Source organism: Fluviispira sanaruensis, from assembly GCF_004295685.1.
Classification (GTDB): Bacteria; Bdellovibrionota_B; Oligoflexia; order Silvanigrellales; family Silvanigrellaceae; genus Silvanigrella; species Silvanigrella sanaruensis.
This window is the reverse complement of the sequence record NZ_AP019368.1, coordinates 1181193-1199469: the sequence shown is the minus strand read 5'-3', so window position 1 is coordinate 1199469 and position 18277 is coordinate 1181193. Positions and strand designations below refer to the sequence as shown.

The following is an 18277-nucleotide window of genomic DNA, read 5'->3' as shown; positions in this document are numbered from 1 at the left end:
TTATTAATCAATTTCTTGCAAAGTAAATAAATTAGAATTTCTTTCGGACACACTGGAAGCAGTTAAGGAAACAAAAACAAATTTATCGCCTTTTTTAAAACCAAAAGCGTTGACTAAGATATCTTTTGTTTCATTTAAAATACGTTCAACCTGTGAGCGTGACTCAAGCACCATTCCAGTGACAGAACGCAACAAATTCAATTGGCGCATGATTTTTTTGTTGCACGTGATTGCTATGATTTCTGTGGGAGTGCGCATAGAAGAAAGCTTCATCGCTGTGTATCCACCTTCGGTGAAACAAACAATGGCACGAACATTTGCCTGTTGGGCGATACGGATAGCCCCATATGTCACTGCATCATCGTCACTTGGTATTTTGTCCATTTCGAATGGGTGCCACTTTTTTTCAACCCATGCTTCTGAGTTCACTAGAGTTTCTAAGGATACTTCCGCTACGAGATCGGCATTTGGACCTTCCGTCACCTCATGGGAAAGAACGAGTGCATCGGAGCCATCTGCTGCGGCGTTGGCCATGTCAGACACTTCAGCACGGGTTGGGTTCGCGTTTAAGCGCATAGAGTGCATAAGTTCAGAAGCAATAATAATTGTTTTAGACATTCGATTGCAACGATCTACCAAATCTTTTTGTAATATTGGCAAATTATGTGGATGCTCATCAATCCCAAGTTCAGAACGACTTAAAAAGACACCATCAACATGTTTGAGCAAAATAGGTAAGAGTTCATACGAACGCTTGGAATCTACTTTGAGTAAAAAACGTGGTGGCAACAATGCTTCGGTTTCAAGCACATCTTTATTGATTGGAATACTTGGGTGCCTTTCAGAGAAAGGAGCATTTTCTCCTAAAATACCAGCTTTAATTGCAAATAATTCTTGTTCTGACTTAATACCATCAACAATTACAAAATCTGCTAAATACGAAAAACCTGCTCTTAAAGTTTTTTCATCATCTGATAATAATGGGAAGAGATCGCGAGACATATCTTGTGAGTGAACATCAACTCCAGAAATGAGTGTTCCACCATTTTCAACAATACAGCGTGCAGTCAATTCAGTTGCTGATTTCTTTTTGATTTCTACAATTTGTAATTCAACCGAGCCATAGGAAATATTAATAATAGAGCCAATTTTTAAAGTTGAAAGCTGATCTTCTGAAGAAACACGCACTTCAAATTGTTTAGACTCTGCATTGCTATCTGTAGACATAGACGCACATGCTGAAAAATCGACCTGAAAGGCAATTTCAACTTCAACGCCATTCTCAAGAGTGATTTCTCCGTTTGGAACAGATAAAAGAGCTCGTCTACCGACAAAACTTAATAAGAAAGGAACTTTTCCATCAGCTGGTTGTTTGTCTTCATTCGCAAGTAATTTTGTGATTTTCTCACGTAATTTTAATATATTTGGATATGCAAGGCTTGAATATGTCATCCTGACAGCATTTAATTTATTTTTTACAATTGTGGAAGCAATGTGATCAATTCCTAATTTTTCACAACCGTTGTTTGTCACTGTCCAAATGAGTTTCGCCTTTGACTTTATCTTCATATCCGATTTCTTTCTCTAAAAAAAGTTTGGGAAATTAAAACGCAATCATTTTAATTTCCCCTTTAAAAGGTCTCGGAGAAAATAGAACTAGGATGGATAAAGATCAATTGACTATTTTGAATTTTTACGTTCACACTTGTCTAAGCCTAAACATTCCGCAAAAAGCTCCATTTTATGATGGATTAATTTATAGCCTAAATTTTTTGCAACCTCTTCTTGTCGCTTTTCAAGATCTGCATCATAGAATTCGACAATTTCACCACATTGTTTGCAGATAAGATGGTCGTGGTGCTCATCTCCTTGATCGGCAAACTCAAAACTAGCTCTATCGCCTCCAAAATGCCGTTCTACCAATATTTGTGAATCGGTCATCATTTTAAGAGTACGATATACAGTAGCTAGTCCGATTGAACTATCCGTCTTTTTCACTTCATTTGCGATGGTTTCGGCATCGACATGGCGACCTGAAGCAAGAACTGCGTCGAGAATAATTCTCCGCTGCCTTGTCTGGCGCAAGCCGAGTTGATTGAGATAGGACTCAAACACTTGATGTAAATGAGCTCTCTTTGGCAAAGAATCTCTTGGACTGCGGGCTGTCGTCATAAAATCTCACAAACAAACAAATTGACTAATGATTAACAAAAATTGACAATAAACAATACAACTTGTCTCTTAAACACAGGAAACTAAATATGCGTATAGTTGCAAATATGTTCCTCGCATTTTTACTTTGTTGCCTTGCTTGGGAGTCAATAGCTCCAAAAATAGCTTACGGAGACAATTCGAAAAATGCAAGAATAATTGCTTCTGTACTTTCATGTAGAGAAGTCAAATTACGAGTGAATGCAATGCTCGATCTCCATTTCTTTTATACAGAGTTTAATGAAGATTTGTCAAAGAAAACATTTAAAAAAATTTTTGATTTAATGGATCCATCAAAAGTCTATTTTATTAAATCAGATATTAAATCCTTTTCTTATCTTGAAAACTCTTTAAATAAAAAAATTGAAAATAATAATTGTGATTTTCTTTTCGAAATATTCAGTCTTTTTTTAAAAAGAGTAGGAGAACGCATAGAAAAAACAAAGTTTTTTCTAGCAAAACCGATCGACTTCTCTAAACCTGATTATATCCCGAGTGGAAAAATAGATTGGAGCTCGAATTTTACCGAAGCTGATGAAAGAATGAAAAAAAGAGTTAAAATCCAATATATTTCGTCAGAAAATCTTGAAGAAGATAGTGCTAAAATTCGGGAAAGGCTTTTGAAAAGTTATCTAAAATTAGAAAAGAAATATAAAGATTTTGATGATGATAAAATATATTCTCTTTTGTTAAATAGCATAGCTCTCGCAATGGATCCGCATTCTGCACATTTGCTACCAGCAGATCACGACTCTTTCGTCATTCATATCAGCAATAAACTCGAAGGAATTGGCGCACAGTTACAAGAAAAAGATGGATATATTGTTGTGAAGTCTCTCGTACAAGGAGGGGTCGCACAAAAAGATGGAAGGCTCAAAGCTAAAGATAGAATCATAGCAATTGATCCTGGGAATGGGACAGGTCTTAAAGATTTAAGTGATTTAGATGTTGAACAAACCGTTAATTTAGTTCGAGGCAATAAAGGAACAAGCGTCCGGCTGGTTGTTTTAAGAAAAACACTGAAGGGAAATGAAAGATTAAATATTATACTTGTGCGTGATGAAATTGATTTAAAAGATGATGAAGTAAAAACGAAAGTTGTTGAAAATGGAAATAAAAAAATTGGCGTAATAAAAATATCTACATTTTATACTGATCTCAAATGCAAAGTTAAAATATTTTCTCAATGCCATGGAGTGAGTTACGATGTTGAACAAGGATTAAAAAAACTTCTTGCAAAAGGAGTTGACGGTATTTTGATTGACTTACGTAACAATGGAGGTGGAGATTTTCCAGAAAGTATTCGTATGACTGGATTATTTGTTCCTTCAGGAACAGCTGTTCAAACTTTAGATCGCAATCAAGTCATAAAGAAACAACAGATCAGCGAATCAAGTTGGCTATATAAAGGCCCACTGATTGTCCTTATAAATAAATACAGTGCCTCCGCATCAGAAATATTTGCAGGAGCTATTCAAGACTTCTCTCGAGGCATTGTTATTGGAAATAAAAGTACCTATGGTAAAGCGAGCGTGCAAGTTGTGCAAGAGTTTCCTGGCAGCCATGGACGAAGAAGTGATGGCGCTCTTAAAGTAACGCAAAGTAAATTTTACCGCCCAAGTGGGAAAAGTAATCAACTAGTTGGAGTACAATCAGATATAATTATACCTGATATACTTGATGCATTTGAAATTGGAGAAGAACAATTAGATTTTGCATTGCCTCTTGACAGCATTCCACCGGCCAAAAATTTTAGACCTTTACTCAATTTATCTGGATTGATTGGAAAACTAAAATTATTGAGTCAAGAACGTATTATAAAAAATATAAAATATCGAGAAATCATTGCTAAAATCGAAAGATACAATATAGAAAAAAAACAACCCATGCTTCTTTCAAAAGAATATGTAAAATCTTTAGAAGAAAAAGAAAATCCAAGAGATATGAAAGAAAAAGAAGGTGACAGTGGTGATGAAATCGTTTTTCAAAACGACCTGCTTATGCAAGAAGCATTAAATATTACCAGTGACTCAATAAAATTAACAGAAAATAATTCATTGTGGATTGGCATGGGTAATTAACACAAAAAATAAACTCTTTCTGTTTTAGCAAAATTATGCTTTGCTTAAAGCGTATGTTTCTACATTTGGAGTTTATTCATGTCATCTGCACCCTATTTAAGCTGTTACAATCTATCAACGAGTTATGGATCTACCCAATTATTCAACAATCTTTCTTTTACGGTTCATCCCGGAGAAAGATGGGGTATAGTGGGGCCCAATGGGGCAGGAAAATCAACATTATTCCGACTTATAACAGGCACTCAAGATGCAGATACAGGTTCCATATCTATACGCAATGGTATTCGCTTAGCGATTGTCAATCAGAAATATTCTTTTGACATTGAAAAAACTGTTGAAGAAATTCTTAGAGATTCCCTTCCAGAAGAATACGATCTTGACCTCCAAATTAAAAAAATTGAAGATGAAATTGACAAGCATTCTCTCTTAGCTGAAGAAAACCCTGAAATAACCAACGATACACAATGGGGCGAAAAGCTCAGTGATTTAAATGATAAACTTATAAATATTTCAGGTGTAGGCACAGACAACGTTATATTAAGTGCACTCAAAGCTGGCAAACTTCTCTCTTTGCGCGATCGACAGTTCAAAAACTTATCCGGTGGTCAGCAGAAATGCGTACAAATCGTTTCAGCACTCTTAAAAAACCCGCAACTTATACTCCTAGACGAACCAACGAACCACTTGGATGTGCAAACAGTCGATTGGTTAGAAGAGTTTTTACTTGAAGTTGTTGAACAAGGAGTTGGACTTTTTGGATTTAAGCCTAAAAATGAATCTACCGAACCCGTAGCTTTTGTGATTATTTCCCATGACCGTGCTCTTCTCGATACCTTAGTAAATAGAGTTCTAGAAATTGAGGCTGGGGAATCTAAACAATATGATGGCAATTTTGAAACCTACAGCCAACTCAAACTTGAAAATGAAATTGTTGAGCAAAAAACCCGCTCGAAAATGGCTAACCTCATGCGACGGGAATTGGCATGGCTGCGTACAGGCGCAAAAGCCAGAACAACGAAGCAGAAATCGCGTATAGATAGAGCGCTTGCTCTGGATAAAAGCTTAAATGCAAAGAATCAAAAAGCCAATTTACCAAAAAGTGCTGAAATGAATTTCGATGCCCTTATGACAGATGAACAAAGGAACAATGAAGATAATATTATTCCAGTTGTAAGAAACTTAGGGGAACAAGAACTTGTCCGCTTTAAAAATGTTTCCATAAAACATCCTGCTGCGACCGACAACAATCACTTTGTTTTTCAAAATCTTGAATTTGTGATTAAACCTAAAATGCGCATTGCTTTGTTGGGACCAAATGGCTGCGGTAAATCGACCTTAATGAATTTAGTGGTGAACCAAATAAAACCAGATCTTGGTGAAATCACTTATCATGAGCTTGTTAAAATCTCTCACTTCGATCAACAAAGACAAAAACTCGACCCGAATGAAACAGTCCGTTCAACCATTGCACCGGAAGGTGAATATGTGCATTTTGCTGGTAAATATATGCATATTATGAGCTATTTAGATCGTTTTTTATTTTTTAAATTCGACGCCAATCGAAAAGTCGGTGAACTTTCTGGTGGTGAACAAGCCCGTCTTTTACTTGCCAAACTTATGCTTGAGCAAGGCAATTTATTGATCCTTGACGAACCGACCAATGATCTTGATATATCGACCCTGCAAGTGCTTGAAAAAAATCTGTGCGATTTCCAAGGTGGTGTTTTATTTACGAGTCATGATCGTTATTTTGTCCAAAGGGTTGCCACAGGGTTATTTACCTTTTTAGGTGAGAAAAATAAAAATGGAATCCGCACCGGTGATTGGCTTATGTTACCCGATCTGGATCAAGCTCTTGAGTCTATGGAAAAATACAAAGAAACAGATTCTATTAAAAAGCAAACAGAGAAAGCACCTCTTGAGCCTGAAAATAAAAATACAAATTCTCAAACAAAAAAAGCAAAACTCAGTTTTAAGGAACAAAGAGAGCTTGATGAAGTTGAAAGAAAGATTGAAAAACTTGAAACATTCCTTGGGCAATTAGAAAAGCAATTAGAAAATGCTTATGCGAATAATTTACCTTATAACGAAACAGCTTTAATTTCTGCAGAAATTCAAACAAAACAAACTGATCTTGATTTGTGTTACTTAAAATGGGAAGAACTATCTGCCAAAAACACCTAAAAAATTTAAAATATTTTTATTAGAATTTTTTATAAAATAATCTAAATCTGTATTTGCATATTTAGCCAAAATTTCTGCAATATTTTTTAAATATTTTGGTTCATTATTTTCTAATTTAGCTTGGTCTGGCAATTCTGGAGGCAAATCTGGAGAATCGGTTTCGAGCATGAGGAAATTGGGATCACACTGTAAAAATGCATTGCGATTTTTTACAGCTTTTTCCCAGGTGGGAACCCCACCAAATGAACAATAAATTGATAATCGCGCTAAAGTTTTCATATCTTCAGCTGGTCCACTAAAACAATGGACCATGATTTTTTTTACGCCTTTATTTTTTGCCCACTTAATTTTGTTTATACAAAGACTCCAGCTTCCTCTTAAGTGCAAAATCAGCGGCAAATTATATTGAATAGCTGCCTGCACACAAACTTCAAATGCAATATTTTGTAAAAAAATAATATCTTGTTTACTTAAATTCTTGCACTTTTCGCTTTGCAAAATATCTTTGGAAAGGTCGAAACCCGTTTCACCAATAGCCCAAATATAATTTAAATTTTTATATAATATATCTTTGAATTGTTGAATATCACTTTGAATGCTCTCATTATGACAGCTACCGTCCGCATTGAGCCATTTTTCATGGACAGACATAGGATGTAAACCATGCGCTAAAAAACAGATGAATTCATCATCTTTTATAGAGTTTAATTGCTGTAAATCTTTTTTTAAGAATTTTATGTTTTCGAGTGACTTATTGTCTTTTAAGGCAAGATGTTCAAGTGTGTCATTATTCCAAACGCCAGCCACAACTCCTGATTTAACAGAAGACTTTAGAGCTTGTTCAATAGATCTTGGAATATCTTTAAGATAATTTAAATGAAAATGTGCATCGATTAAATAAGGATTGTTTATTTTATAGAAATTTTCCCACGTAAAAATACTTCTACCCCCTGAACAGAAATATCTTTGGGCATTGCCAAAGTCACTTGACATTCTTCAGGAGAAACATCGAAAAGTTTTCCTGTTGCACTATCTAGAAAATGAAAATGTTCTTCAACATTGGTATCATAAACTATTTTTCCAGTATGCGGTAATTTTAACTCCTTTAACAGGCCAGCTTGGACTAATATTTCAAGAGTGTTATAAACCGTAGCGCGGCTGAGCTTAGGGAAATTGAGGTCAGTCCAATTTTTAATGTCTTCAGCAGTCGGGTGATCTGCTTCACATAAAATATATTTACAAATTGCAATCCTCTGGGCAGTTGCTGAAACGCCCACATCATTTAACCGCTTCTCAATTTGCGCGGTCGTCAACGGACTTGATGCTTTTAAGCCTTTACTCAATATCATTTTATTATCCCCTTCACAGCCTGAGCGTATAAGAACTACAGGGTGCATGCAAGGAAATTTTAGACCCATTCTAAAAGATTATGGATAAAGTACAGACTTTTTAACTATTTGGCCTTGAAGTTGGCTTCCTTGTCATTGGAAACTTACGCTTGCGAATAGAAACTTCTCCCGCTCTTGGCAAATGCCAATTTTTCCACACAGAGATCATACGCATCGAAAATATAAGAGGAATAACAATGAGATCTGGAATTCCTTCACTCATATAATTGCGCAGAGCAAAGTACAATATCCCCCCTAAGAGGGCAAAACCTCCATAAATTTCATTTTGAAAAACATAGGGAACTCGATTGATAATGACATCCCGAGTGATACCGCCAAAACACGCTGTTATCACACCCATTAGGACACATTGATAATTAGAAAGTCCTGTTTGAATGCCAACTTTAACTCCAACTACTGTAAAAAAAGCAAGACCAATAGCATCGAACAAAACAATAATCTTCTCTACATACTTGTTTTGAATATTGAAGAAGTAGACTAAAAAAGTAGCACTCAACGCAATAATCCAATAAGCTGGTGTGTTAAACACGGTAGGAGGGGTTTTGCCAATAAGGACATCCCGCAGACAACCTCCACCAAATCCTGCAATCACGGTCATGACAAAAATGCCAAAGAGATCCATTCTGCGAGAAGCTGCAATCGATGCACCACTGACACAAAAAGCAAAAGATCCACTGTAATCAAGAATAGCCAGCAACATAAAAATCCTTTAACCACTAAAATGCACGGTCAATAGAACAATAGAATTATCAATAAACATCATTTGGTTTTTGCTGTAAATCATTCTCAGTCTTTTTTGCATTCTCCTCAAGTAGAAATGAAACACCTTTTTTCTCAAGCTCTTTTGTCAGAATAGAATGCTGCATTAAAAATAATGAAACAATATACGCCGCAACACAGCCTGTAAGTATGGGTACGGCAGCCCAAAACTGATGAGTTGATTCCAAAGTTATAAACACAGATGCTAAAAAAGCCCGTGTCACTCCGCAAAAAAGCGCTGCCATACCTACCAATGCAGCTGTTTTAATGTCAAGATTAATTAAAGGAAAAAAATAAATAATAAATCCAAATAAAGTAACACCTAATGCGCTTCCCATCATAAATAATGGTGCTAAAGTACCAGCTGTTGTTCTACTACTCACTGCAATTAGCCATGCTAAAAATTTTAAAATAAATAAATAGATAATAGAATCAGCAACAATATGTCCATTTAATATTTGCGTGATGGTTGAATAACCTGCTCCTAGTATTTTGGGTTCTAATAAACCTATAGCACCCACTCCTATGCCACCGATCGCTGGCCACCACATCCAGTGCATAGGGAGTTTCGCATAACCATTTTCTAAATAATGCACGCAATGAGTGATTCCAACTGCGACAATACCCGAAATGATTCCAATAATAAAAAAACAAAATATTTCGCTCGATGCAGATGGTAATGAAACAACAGACATTGGAAAAATAAGTTCATCTCCAACGAATTTCATTCTTATAAATTCTGCTGCTATGACAGAAAGAGCTACCGGAATTAGTGATCTTGATTTAAATTCATATAACATTAATTCTAAAGCCAAGAATATTCCACCCAATGGACTGCCAAAAGCTGACGATACAGCGCCCGCAACCCCCGCACTCAATAATATTTTTCGTTCATAAGATGATGTTTTAATAAATTGACCGATGGTAGAGCCTAGAATTCCACCTGTTGCAATAATAGGACCTTCATCTCCAAAAGGACCACCAGAACCAACAGATATAGCAGCCGCAGTTGGTTTTAAAATAAGTAATCTTTTGGAAATAATGCTGTCATTCAATAATACTTTTTCCATTGTTTCTGGAATACCGTGACCATACACTGCTGGGTTGATAAATCTCGCAATCAAACCAATAATAATACCACCTATAACTGGCATAAAAAAAGCCCAATAACCTAACTGATGTTGAGCAGGTAATGCTTCTGTTATAGAAAATTTTCCAAAATAAAATATATTTGTCACAAGATTAATCACAAGTTTTAATGCTTCAGCAAGAAAACCAATAAAAATTCCTATTATTAGACTCAACAGGCAGATAAAAAAATCGCGCTTATGAAAAAATGCAGACTTATGCACAAAAAACTTTCCTCTGAAATAACGCATTTTTTCTATGTATGTCATATAAGAAATCCTACTCAACAACAAGAGGTTCTAATCTTCAAAATCACCTACTCCTTTGACAAAAAAAAAGCAAACAACTTTGATTGCAAATTAATATTACACGAATTAGATTCAAACCTGTAGTATTGGATCAATATGGATGGAATATGAATAAATTTATAGAAAACTTTGTTCTCCCCTCAGAATGGATGAATTCAAGTCCACAAAAAATCGAACCAATTTCTTTTGGTGGAATAAAACTTCCTCAAAATACAATTTATCTTGATTTTGCCTCAAGCACACCGCTCGACAAAAGAATTTTAGAAAAAATGACACCTTGGATGCTTGGTTATTTTGCAAATTCTGCCAATAGATTGCACCCCATGGGCGAATTAACAGAACATGCTTTGGGTTGGGCCCGCACAACCTTAGCAAAAATTTTTTCTGTTTCTTTTGAGGAAGTTATTTTTACTGGAAGCGCAACAGAAAGTAACAACCTATTTTTAAGAGGGCTTGTTGAAAATCCTCATAGAAAGAGAAATAAAATTGTTTATTGTGCAACTGAGCATTCTAGTATTATCGTAACAGCAAATACTTTAAGTGCTCTTTCTGAAAACATTCAGATTGCTGAATTGCCTGTTGATGAATACGGACAAATAAATATTCAAATTGCAGAGCGAGTCATTGATGAAAATACTTTATGCGTCTGTGTAATGGATGTGAATAACGAAACAGGTATTAGACAATTGCAACTTGAAAAAATTAGAAAAATTTCTTTAGAATGCGGAGCTCTTCTCCATGTGGATGCCTCTCAAGGATTTGCCCGCAGTCATTTAATCGCTGAAGGAATTGATTTCGACTCCTTAACAATTTCATCTGCAAAAATATATGGGCCAAAAGGGGCTGCAGCCCTTATTTTAAAAAAAAGAAGACCCAAAATTAAATTACAAGCGCAATTGACTGGGGGAGGCCATGAGTTCGATCTGCGCTCAAGCACACCAAATATTGCAGCAATCATGGGCTTTACTTATGCTTGTCTGTTTCAACAACAAGAGGCTAGCGAACGAATCAAATATTATGAATTTCTAGAAAATGCCTTTTGCGATGAATTAAATAAACACATACAAGTTAAATTTTATGGAGTTAAAAAGCAAAAAATTGCTGGCATATTGACAATCTCCTTTCAGAACGTCAATGCTATGAAACTTTTAGAAGAAACGAGAACTGTCTGCGCCAGTGTCGGAAGTGCATGTAAAACTCTGCAAGCTACTGCGAGTCATGTTCTAGTGGCCATGGGAATAGAGCTTGAAAATACTTTAGCGAGTTTTCGAGTGAGTTTTGGTTTGACTAACTCAGAGCAAGAGGTAAGAGAAGCTGCAAAAATACTTGCGCAAACAGCTCATCACTTGAGAGAAAAATCTGCAACTCTTTTATAAGGATTATAAAGCGCTATGGATTTGAATGTTCTTATCGTCGGCGGAGGAATACACGGCACAGGACTCTTGCATGATCTTGCAACTCGCAATGTACCAGGTGTCCACCTAGTTGAAAAAAGTCTACTCTCATCTGGGACATCAAGCAAAAGCACAAAGCTTGTGCATGGTGGGCTTAGATATCTCGAACACCTGAATCAATGGGGACTTGTGCATGAAGCACTTAAAGAAAGAGCAATTTTATTACGTTTACTTAGAGATATCGTGAAACCTCTTCCCTTTGTCCTTCCTAATTTTAAAGGCGACAAAAGACCTCCCTGGATGATTCGTATGGGGCTCTTTTTTTATGATCTTTTGGCTGGAGATGGCGGACTTCCATCTGCTAGTTCGATAAATAAAAAAGATATTCTCAGCTATGCGCCTTATTTAAATCCTGAAAAAGTTGAAAAAGAAATGATTAGTGCATTTCAATATTACGATGCACAAATGCTAGATGATGTTATTACAAGGATTGTTGCTGAGGCTGCTGTTAAGCTCGGTGCGAGTTATGAAGAAAACGCTAAAGTAACAGAAGTCATTCCAATCCAAGACGGATATAAAGTAACAATTGTAAGCAATGATTCTTCCAAAACTTTAACAACAAGAACAATTGTGAATGCCTCTGGAGCTTGGTGCAATGCAAATCTGTTAAATTGGAATATTATCCCAAATATCACTTGTCTCTTGAATCTCGGCACTCACATTGTTTTCAATCCCGAAGCAGTCCCCAATGGGGATATTACCAAAAATTCCGCAACTCTTATTCAAGAACCAGATGGAAGAATCGTATTTTTTATTCCTTGGTTTGGTAAATGGCTATATGGTACAACTGAGTCTATTCTTGTAGGAGAACCATCGCATGTTCGTTATCCAGAAGAAGATAAAGCGTATCTTATGCACACAGCTAAAGAGACACTCAATTTATACGAAGCTGAAAAAAATATTTCCGAAATTTTTTGCGGTGTCCGTTGTATGCCTCTCCATGTAAAAGCAAAAATTAAAAATTTAAACTCTGCTTGGAATAATGAACCTTTTAATTCTCCTTTTTATGTAAGACAACTCGATAAAAATATATCTGGATTATCGAGAGAAACAGTTCTAGATGAAGTTCTTCCAGGATTAATTACAATTTATGGTGGTAAATACACAACGTATCGCTCTATTTCAGAAAAAATTGGCGCTCTCCTTTCGCGAAAATTAAAATTAGGCTCATCGACTGGAACACATTTAGCTGAAAATTGGTTTTTATCTGAACTCATGCAAGAAAAACCCAGTCTATTTTTAACCTCTGCCAATCTTCGTCAGATGTAAAAATTTTCCTCACTTCACAAATCTCTTACTTTTGAATATAGTTAATTTTGTATTTAATATATTTCGTGAGGTCTCTATGCTTTCAGCTAAAATTCAGTCCCGACTTTCTCATTTTTTTAAAAAACAGCTTTTCTTACAAGTTGTTATAGCTGTCATACTCGGAATTATAGTAGGTGTAACTTTACCAATTCATGCTGCAGATTTAAAAATCATTGCTGTGTTATTTATTCGACTGATAAAAATGGTGATCACACCTGTTGTTTTTGTTTCCATTGTACTTGGAGTGTGTGCAAACAAAGAGCATAGAAGTATAGGTAAACTAGCATTTAAAACGTTAATATATTTTGAAATTATGTCTATAGTTGCCGTGCTTATTACCTTTGGCTATATGTTTTTATTGCAACCCGGAGGTGGTTTTAATATTGGTTTATTCAATGGCATCGATGTGTCAAAATTTAAACCCAAAGAAGGATCCACGGGTGGGTTTATGGAATTTATTACCCACATGGTTCCTGAAAGTGTATTTGGTACTTTAGCTGGTGACAATTTACTTGCAGTTATCGTTCTCGCAGTTATATTTTCTGTTGCTATATTACAATTAGAAGAAACTGCAAAAATTGTTACATTTTTTAAACAAGCAAACGATGTGTTTTTTAAAATGATTGCTCTTATCTCTCGGGTTTCTCCAATCGCAGCTTTTGCAGCAATTTCGGCAACAGTTGGCTCACAAGGGATTGGTGCACTGACAATGCTCGGATATTTTATTTTAGTCATGGGCATTAGCATGGTTACATTTTGGCTGGTTGTTTATATCGTTGGAAAATTTTATGGTTTCAGCGCGATTAAACTTATGAAACATATAAAAGAAGAAATGTCGATAGCCTTTGGCACCTCTTCTTCCGAGTCCGTCTTTCCTCAATTGATGACTAAGCTTGAAACTTTTGGGTGTTCTAAAAAAGTTGTGAGTTTCGTTCTTCCAACAGGGTATGCATTTAATTTAGATGGTACAGCAATTTACGTAACAGCAGGTGCGATTTTTATTCAACAAGCATATAATATCCCCTTTGGTTTTCCGGAATATCTCGGATTATTTTTAACGATATTAATTGTTTCAAAGGGTGCTGCGGGAATTACGGGCGCTGGATTTGTTACGTTATCTGCAATATTAGCGGCCGTACCTGGGCATATTATTCCAATCGAAGGTTTAGCGTTACTTTTAGGAATTGATCGGTTTATGTCCGATGCGCGCGTTGTTACAAATATCGTAGGCAACACAGTTGGTACTGTTATTATTGCAAAATCGGAAGATGAGTATAATCCGAAAAAATTAAAAGCATCGCAGTAAAATACTGCGATGCTTTTTTAATCTACGGTCAATAAATAACCCGATGCTTTTTTTAAAGCCTAAGCTCGATCACCATACCTTCTGTACCCTGCTTAATGACATAATCACAACCCGCTGCTGTTGCAAGGTCAATCCAAGTCACAAAGCTGATAAGTGCAAATAAAGTGTTTGGGCTATTGGGATCGGGAGCAATTAAGAGCATCCCTTGTTCAATACGTTCATTGACACTCAGCTCGGAATTACGCATAAGATCGAAAAATTCTTCGGGGAATGCCATCCCTTCGCACTCCCAGCGGGCACTGATCTTTCCATCCACACTTTTAGCGGAAAATACCACTCCGTTCCCTCGTCTGGCAAAATAGACGGAACTGCGCCAAGGGCCTACAAGCAATCGGCGTAAAACAGCCTCATTTGTGCTTGCCTTTAGAGGTGTCACAATAGCTTGCTCGATATTTATCCCTTTGCGCCGCCAAGTAGTGTCAAAAGTTTCGGCAACATCTCGAAATATCTGCGAAACGTCCATATTTTGCGGAGGGGATTTTACGATCAGTTTTTCAATAATCCCTTTAGGATCATTGGCTAAATATATTTCAAATTCATTTAAACTGTCCACGACATCATTCCAACGTCTTTTTAACAAGGAATTGGGATCGGCTCCGCTAATAGAAGAAAAGGGATCCGGTGTACGCTCTTGTTTTTGTTTTAAAAATGATTTTTCCATCGCATAGGCGCGCACCTGTTGAATAAACTGATAGAGCGCCATTTCTGGTGCTGGAATGCCTTTTCTGGGCTCTTCTGGATGCACATTTCCTTGAAAGTATTTGATACCAAGCGCTACCAAATTCATATCTTCATTTTTAGGTGATAAATAAGAACAAATGGCGCCTATTTTATAAAATAAGAAGAATATAGAAAAGATAAGTGAAAGAACCCCACCACCCGCATAAATAAAAAGTTTGAGACCATGCGATTCACTTAAAAAACAATAAGAAAAAAAGACACCAGCAGCCACTGCAAAAAGCAGAGAAAAGAAAAAAGGAGCAACCAATGACACACCTTGTTTTACATGGATGGCTTTATCAATAATATTTTCAGGTGTGTTTTTTTGCACACGACTTGTCTGCTGAGCTGTATTTGCTTTTTTTTTGCGAACATACCATGGTTCTGGATCATTTCGTTGCGACTGGAGCATAAGCGGGTCCACTCAATTTAATTAGAAAAAAGAAATGTTTTATACAACTTTACCCTTATCAAATAAACAGAAAATGAGGAAATGGATCAGCTCGAATAAATGACGGAAGCGTAATCAATAACCTTAATTTCGGGAGAGATCTTACCATTCCAGTTTCCAAGTTTGGCTTCGACCACCAGTTGTATATCAACGCCAGTTGCTAAAAACTCTTCGAAAATATCGGCCATGCCAAAAGCAGTTACCCAGACATCTTGAGCATTTTCGAGGAGCAAAACTTTTGCATGTCCCTGGGACAAATCCTTACCTATGCGTTTAACATGTTTCACCTGCGCAGGTCCAACGAGCCAACGCGTACGGGGATTTTCAACACCATAAGGTTCGAACTGCTCTAATTTTCGCAAAAAATGCGGGCTCATATCATTGAGTGACAAAATGCCATCGACATGCAAAAGAGGAATTTTGTCTTGAGCCAGTATGATCTCACCCGCTTTTTTTGCAAGGTATTCTCTTAACCAAGGAAGCTTTTCAGGCGCAAGTGTCAACCCCACTGCATGGAAATGACCACCAAACGAGATGAACTCATGCCTGACTTCGTTGAGAACAGAAAAGAGATCGAAGGAATGTGTCGATCGACCGCTCCCTTTTAGTTTGCCATCAAGTGTCCCAAAAACCAAAACAGGACGATAAAATTTATCGAGCACACGGGTGGCAACGAGCCCCACAACCCCTGGGTGCCAATCTTCTTTGTGTAAGACCAAAGCTTCGGGAAGTTCTGGCAGAGCAGCTACTTGTGCAAGCGCCTCATGGGTAAAAGCTTTTTCAAGCTGTTGCCGCTCCGAGTTTTCCGCATGCAAAAATTGCGCCATTTCTAAAATATTTTGATCTTCATTAGTATAAAGAATGTCCACACTGCGCAGTGCATTGCCCAAACGACCGGCTGCATTGAGACGGGGGCCAATTTTAAAGCCGACATCGACAGAGTCAACTTTGGAGTTTTCATTCCAACCGGCAAGTTTAAGCAGATGAAATAAACCTAAGCGACTGCCGTTTTGGACATTTTGACTTAAAACTTCAAGTCCAACTTTACACAACGTATGATTGACCCCAGTTAAAGGAGCCATATCTGCAATTGTCCCTAGAGCTACATAATCTAAATAATTTTTCAGATTGATGGGGCAGGCCACCCCCTGCTCACGCAGAAGCGAACGCAAAGCGATCATGAGATAAAAGGCAACTCCGACGCCCGCAAGCATGCGATAAGGAAACAAACAATCTTTTTGCTTAGGATTTAATATTGCAAAAGCATTTGGGAGAGTAGGAGGGATGTCATGATGATCCGTTATAATAACATCGATATTTAAAGACAAAGCATGCGCACAGGCATCGACAGCAGCAATACCATTGTCAACTGTGATGACAAGGGTCGAGCCATTTTCAGAGATTTTTTGTAAGCCAATTTTATTTAAGCCATAACCTTCAACGAGACGATCGGGAATATAAACATCAACAGGATAGTTTATGTCATTAAAAAAATGTTTTAGCATGGCACAAGATGTTGTGCCATCTACATCATAATCACCAAAAATAGTTATTTTTTCTTTTTTCTGCATTGCAGATAAAATGCGCTCTACAGCTTTGCGAATATCTTTTAATGACCAAGGCTCAGGTAACAGAGAAAGAGGAGACGTATCCTCTTCCATTGTTTTTCCTTCAAGCAAAGAAACTTTTTTTTGCGAAATATATTGGTCAATTTCCTTACCATTTTCCGCAAAAATCTTTCTTAGTTTCCAAGTAAACCGACTTGTGATACATAAATTCTCTTTATTTAAAATAAAATTCTGTGAAGTCAATTTACTTTGAGAAAGAACGGCTAATTCCATTTATTTTTTATCCTGCGGAACTTTTTTTCTAACATTTATAGGTGGTGCATAATCTTTTGGCCGTACTTCTTTTGCTAATTCTTTCGCATCTTTTTTCTTCCAGCCTAATTTATTAAGGTAACCATCCATCATGAGAGTTAAAGGTGCAGCAACATAAATAGAAGAATACGTACCAACCACAATACCCACAAGCATTGTGATAGCAAAGTCTTCAATAGAACCGCCCCCTAAAATAGAGAGCACAAGAAGCGCTAAGATACCTGTGGTTGAAGTTAAAATAGTACGGTTCATGGTTTGACTGATACTGCGATTGACGACATCGATCATGGACATTTTGGGTTGAAGTGAGCGGGTTTCACGAATTCGGTCGTACACAATCACTGTGTCATTAATGGAATAACCAACAATTGTTAAGAATGCAGCGATAGAAACTGTGGTAAATGGACGACCAAACAAGGTCATCACACCGAGAGCAATCACAACGTTGTGCACGAGACAAAGAACAGCACCCGGAGCAAAACGCGAGTCAAAACGAAACGCGATATAAATAAGAATACCAATACAAGAAAGTAACAAGGCCATATAACCTTTGTACTCGTCTTCTTTACCTACTTTTCCAGAGATATTGGTAATTGATGCTATCTGGATTTTTTCAGCACCAAATTCTGCTTTTAAAGAACTTACCAGTTTATCTGCACGGTTTGTCGTTGCACTTTCATCTTGTCCTTTTTCCCGTTGCATACGGACAATATAAGACTCGGAATTGTCTTTACGGGCAGCAAGTGAGCCATACGTAGTGATTTCTGCATGATTAATACCGGCTTTACCAACAGCTTCATGCAATTGTTCACGGGTAATTGATTTGTTAAGAACATTAACTTGAATTTCAGCTCCACCTAAGAAGTCGATACTGTAATTCAAACCTTTAATTCCAATGATTAATAAAGAAACTGCAACAAGAACAATGGATATCCCAACTGTTACTTTACGCCATTTCATAAAATCAAAAAAATAATTGTGTGGGAAAACTTGAATATTTCCAATTTTAAAAGCCATA

General features: G+C 36.8%; 14 protein-coding genes. 5 read left to right on the top strand and 9 right to left on the bottom strand.

Translation table 11 applies throughout. The features are described from left to right. Positions 1 to 3: 3 nt before the first annotated feature. Together EZS29_RS05200 and EZS29_RS05195 are read right to left on the bottom strand one after the other, a co-directional pair. Positions 4 to 1569, bottom strand: a complete 1566-nt coding sequence (locus EZS29_RS05200; protein WP_130607270.1) for a pyruvate kinase — start codon at positions 1567 to 1569, stop codon at positions 4 to 6. Positions 1570 to 1680: 111 nt separating this feature from the next. Next, positions 1681 to 2172, bottom strand: coding sequence for a Fur family transcriptional regulator (locus EZS29_RS05195; protein ID WP_130607269.1), 492 nt, complete (start codon positions 2170 to 2172; stop codon positions 1681 to 1683). Between the two features lie 89 nt (positions 2173 to 2261). On the opposite strand from EZS29_RS05195, the gene EZS29_RS05190 reads away from it, so the two are divergent. After that, positions 2262 to 4292 (top strand): carboxy terminal-processing peptidase, encoded by a 2031-nt coding sequence (locus EZS29_RS05190; RefSeq protein ID WP_130607267.1) that lies wholly within the window; start codon positions 2262 to 2264, stop codon positions 4290 to 4292. A 78-nt stretch (positions 4293 to 4370) separates the two neighbouring features. Next, positions 4371 to 6476 (top strand): ABC-F family ATP-binding cassette domain-containing protein, encoded by a 2106-nt coding sequence (locus EZS29_RS05185; RefSeq protein WP_130607265.1) that lies wholly within the window; start codon positions 4371 to 4373, stop codon positions 6474 to 6476. On the opposite strand, the gene EZS29_RS05180 is transcribed toward EZS29_RS05185, so the two are convergent. From EZS29_RS05180 to EZS29_RS05165, 4 genes are all read right to left on the bottom strand, one after another. Further along, the gene (locus EZS29_RS05180) at positions 6456 to 7469 is read right to left on the bottom strand and encodes a TatD family hydrolase (protein WP_130607263.1); all 1014 of its coding nucleotides are present in this window, start codon (positions 7467 to 7469) and stop codon (positions 6456 to 6458) included. The two genes, EZS29_RS05185 and EZS29_RS05180, sit on opposite strands and share 21 nt — an antisense overlap. Continuing rightward, on the bottom strand, positions 7385 to 7825 hold the full coding sequence (locus EZS29_RS05175) for a Fur family transcriptional regulator (protein ID WP_172603785.1): 441 nt from the start codon (positions 7823 to 7825) through the stop codon (positions 7385 to 7387). Before EZS29_RS05175 ends, EZS29_RS05180 begins: the two co-directional genes overlap by 85 nt. 100 nt (positions 7826 to 7925) lie before the next feature. Then, positions 7926 to 8585, bottom strand: coding sequence for a trimeric intracellular cation channel family protein (locus EZS29_RS05170; protein WP_130607259.1), 660 nt, complete (start codon positions 8583 to 8585; stop codon positions 7926 to 7928). Positions 8586 to 8634: 49 nt separating this feature from the next. Continuing rightward, positions 8635 to 10041 carry a chloride channel protein gene (locus EZS29_RS05165; RefSeq protein WP_130607257.1) on the bottom strand — a complete coding sequence of 469 codons (1407 nt, stop codon included), beginning with the start codon at positions 10039 to 10041 and terminating at the stop codon, positions 8635 to 8637. 146 nt (positions 10042 to 10187) lie between these two features. On the opposite strand from EZS29_RS05165, the gene EZS29_RS05160 reads away from it, so the two are divergent. The 3 genes from EZS29_RS05160 to EZS29_RS05150 all read left to right on the top strand — a co-directional run bounded on the left by EZS29_RS05160 (position 10188) and on the right by EZS29_RS05150 (position 14148). Continuing rightward, the gene (locus tag EZS29_RS05160) at positions 10188 to 11456 is read left to right on the top strand and encodes a cysteine desulfurase family protein (protein WP_130607255.1); all 1269 of its coding nucleotides are present in this window, start codon (positions 10188 to 10190) and stop codon (positions 11454 to 11456) included. A 15-nt stretch (positions 11457 to 11471) separates the two neighbouring features. Beyond that, on the top strand, positions 11472 to 12803 hold the full coding sequence (locus tag EZS29_RS05155) for an FAD-dependent oxidoreductase (protein WP_130607253.1): 1332 nt from the start codon (positions 11472 to 11474) through the stop codon (positions 12801 to 12803). A gap of 76 nt (positions 12804 to 12879) precedes the next feature. Next, positions 12880 to 14148, top strand: a complete 1269-nt coding sequence (locus tag EZS29_RS05150; RefSeq protein WP_130607251.1) for a cation:dicarboxylate symporter family transporter — start codon at positions 12880 to 12882, stop codon at positions 14146 to 14148. Positions 14149 to 14200: 52 nt separating this feature from the next. Here the strand turns inward: EZS29_RS05150 and EZS29_RS05145 are convergent, their stop codons facing one another. From EZS29_RS05145 to secF, 3 genes are all read right to left on the bottom strand, one after another. Continuing rightward, complete coding sequence (locus EZS29_RS05145) at positions 14201 to 15340, bottom strand: hypothetical protein (RefSeq protein ID WP_130607249.1); 1140 nt, start codon at positions 15338 to 15340, stop codon at positions 14201 to 14203. Between the two features lie 86 nt (positions 15341 to 15426). After that, on the bottom strand, positions 15427 to 17220 hold the full coding sequence (gene recJ / locus EZS29_RS05140) for a single-stranded-DNA-specific exonuclease RecJ (protein WP_130607247.1): 1794 nt from the start codon (positions 17218 to 17220) through the stop codon (positions 15427 to 15429). Continuing rightward, the gene (secF, locus tag EZS29_RS05135; RefSeq protein WP_130607245.1) at positions 17221 to 18276 is read right to left on the bottom strand and encodes a protein translocase subunit SecF; all 1056 of its coding nucleotides are present in this window, start codon (positions 18274 to 18276) and stop codon (positions 17221 to 17223) included. It abuts the gene before it with no gap. Position 18277: the final 1 nt, after the last annotated feature.

Excerpts from the sequence above, each read along its gene's own strand:
- EZS29_RS05200 (WP_130607270.1), bottom strand. The coding sequence starts at position 1,569 with ATGAAGATAAAGTCAAAGGCGAAACTCATTTGGACAGTGACAAACAAC.
- EZS29_RS05195 (WP_130607269.1), bottom strand. The coding sequence starts at position 2,172 with ATGACGACAGCCCGCAGTCCAAGAGATTCTTTGCCAAAGAGAGCTCAT.
- EZS29_RS05190 (WP_130607267.1), top strand. The coding sequence starts at position 2,262 with ATGCGTATAGTTGCAAATATGTTCCTCGCATTTTTACTTTGTTGCCTT.
- EZS29_RS05185 (WP_130607265.1), top strand. The coding sequence starts at position 4,371 with ATGTCATCTGCACCCTATTTAAGCTGTTACAATCTATCAACGAGTTAT.
- EZS29_RS05180 (WP_130607263.1), bottom strand. The coding sequence starts at position 7,469 with ATGTCAAGTGACTTTGGCAATGCCCAAAGATATTTCTGTTCAGGGGGT.
- EZS29_RS05175 (WP_172603785.1), bottom strand. The coding sequence starts at position 7,825 with ATGATATTGAGTAAAGGCTTAAAAGCATCAAGTCCGTTGACGACCGCG.
- EZS29_RS05170 (WP_130607259.1), bottom strand. The coding sequence starts at position 8,585 with ATGTTGCTGGCTATTCTTGATTACAGTGGATCTTTTGCTTTTTGTGTC.
- EZS29_RS05165 (WP_130607257.1), bottom strand. The coding sequence starts at position 10,041 with ATGACATACATAGAAAAAATGCGTTATTTCAGAGGAAAGTTTTTTGTG.
- EZS29_RS05160 (WP_130607255.1), top strand. The coding sequence starts at position 10,188 with ATGAATAAATTTATAGAAAACTTTGTTCTCCCCTCAGAATGGATGAAT.
- EZS29_RS05155 (WP_130607253.1), top strand. The coding sequence starts at position 11,472 with ATGGATTTGAATGTTCTTATCGTCGGCGGAGGAATACACGGCACAGGA.
- EZS29_RS05150 (WP_130607251.1), top strand. The coding sequence starts at position 12,880 with ATGCTTTCAGCTAAAATTCAGTCCCGACTTTCTCATTTTTTTAAAAAA.
- EZS29_RS05145 (WP_130607249.1), bottom strand. The coding sequence starts at position 15,340 with ATGCTCCAGTCGCAACGAAATGATCCAGAACCATGGTATGTTCGCAAA.
- recJ (WP_130607247.1), bottom strand. The coding sequence starts at position 17,220 with ATGGAATTAGCCGTTCTTTCTCAAAGTAAATTGACTTCACAGAATTTT.
- secF (WP_130607245.1), bottom strand. The coding sequence starts at position 18,276 with ATGGCTTTTAAAATTGGAAATATTCAAGTTTTCCCACACAATTATTTT.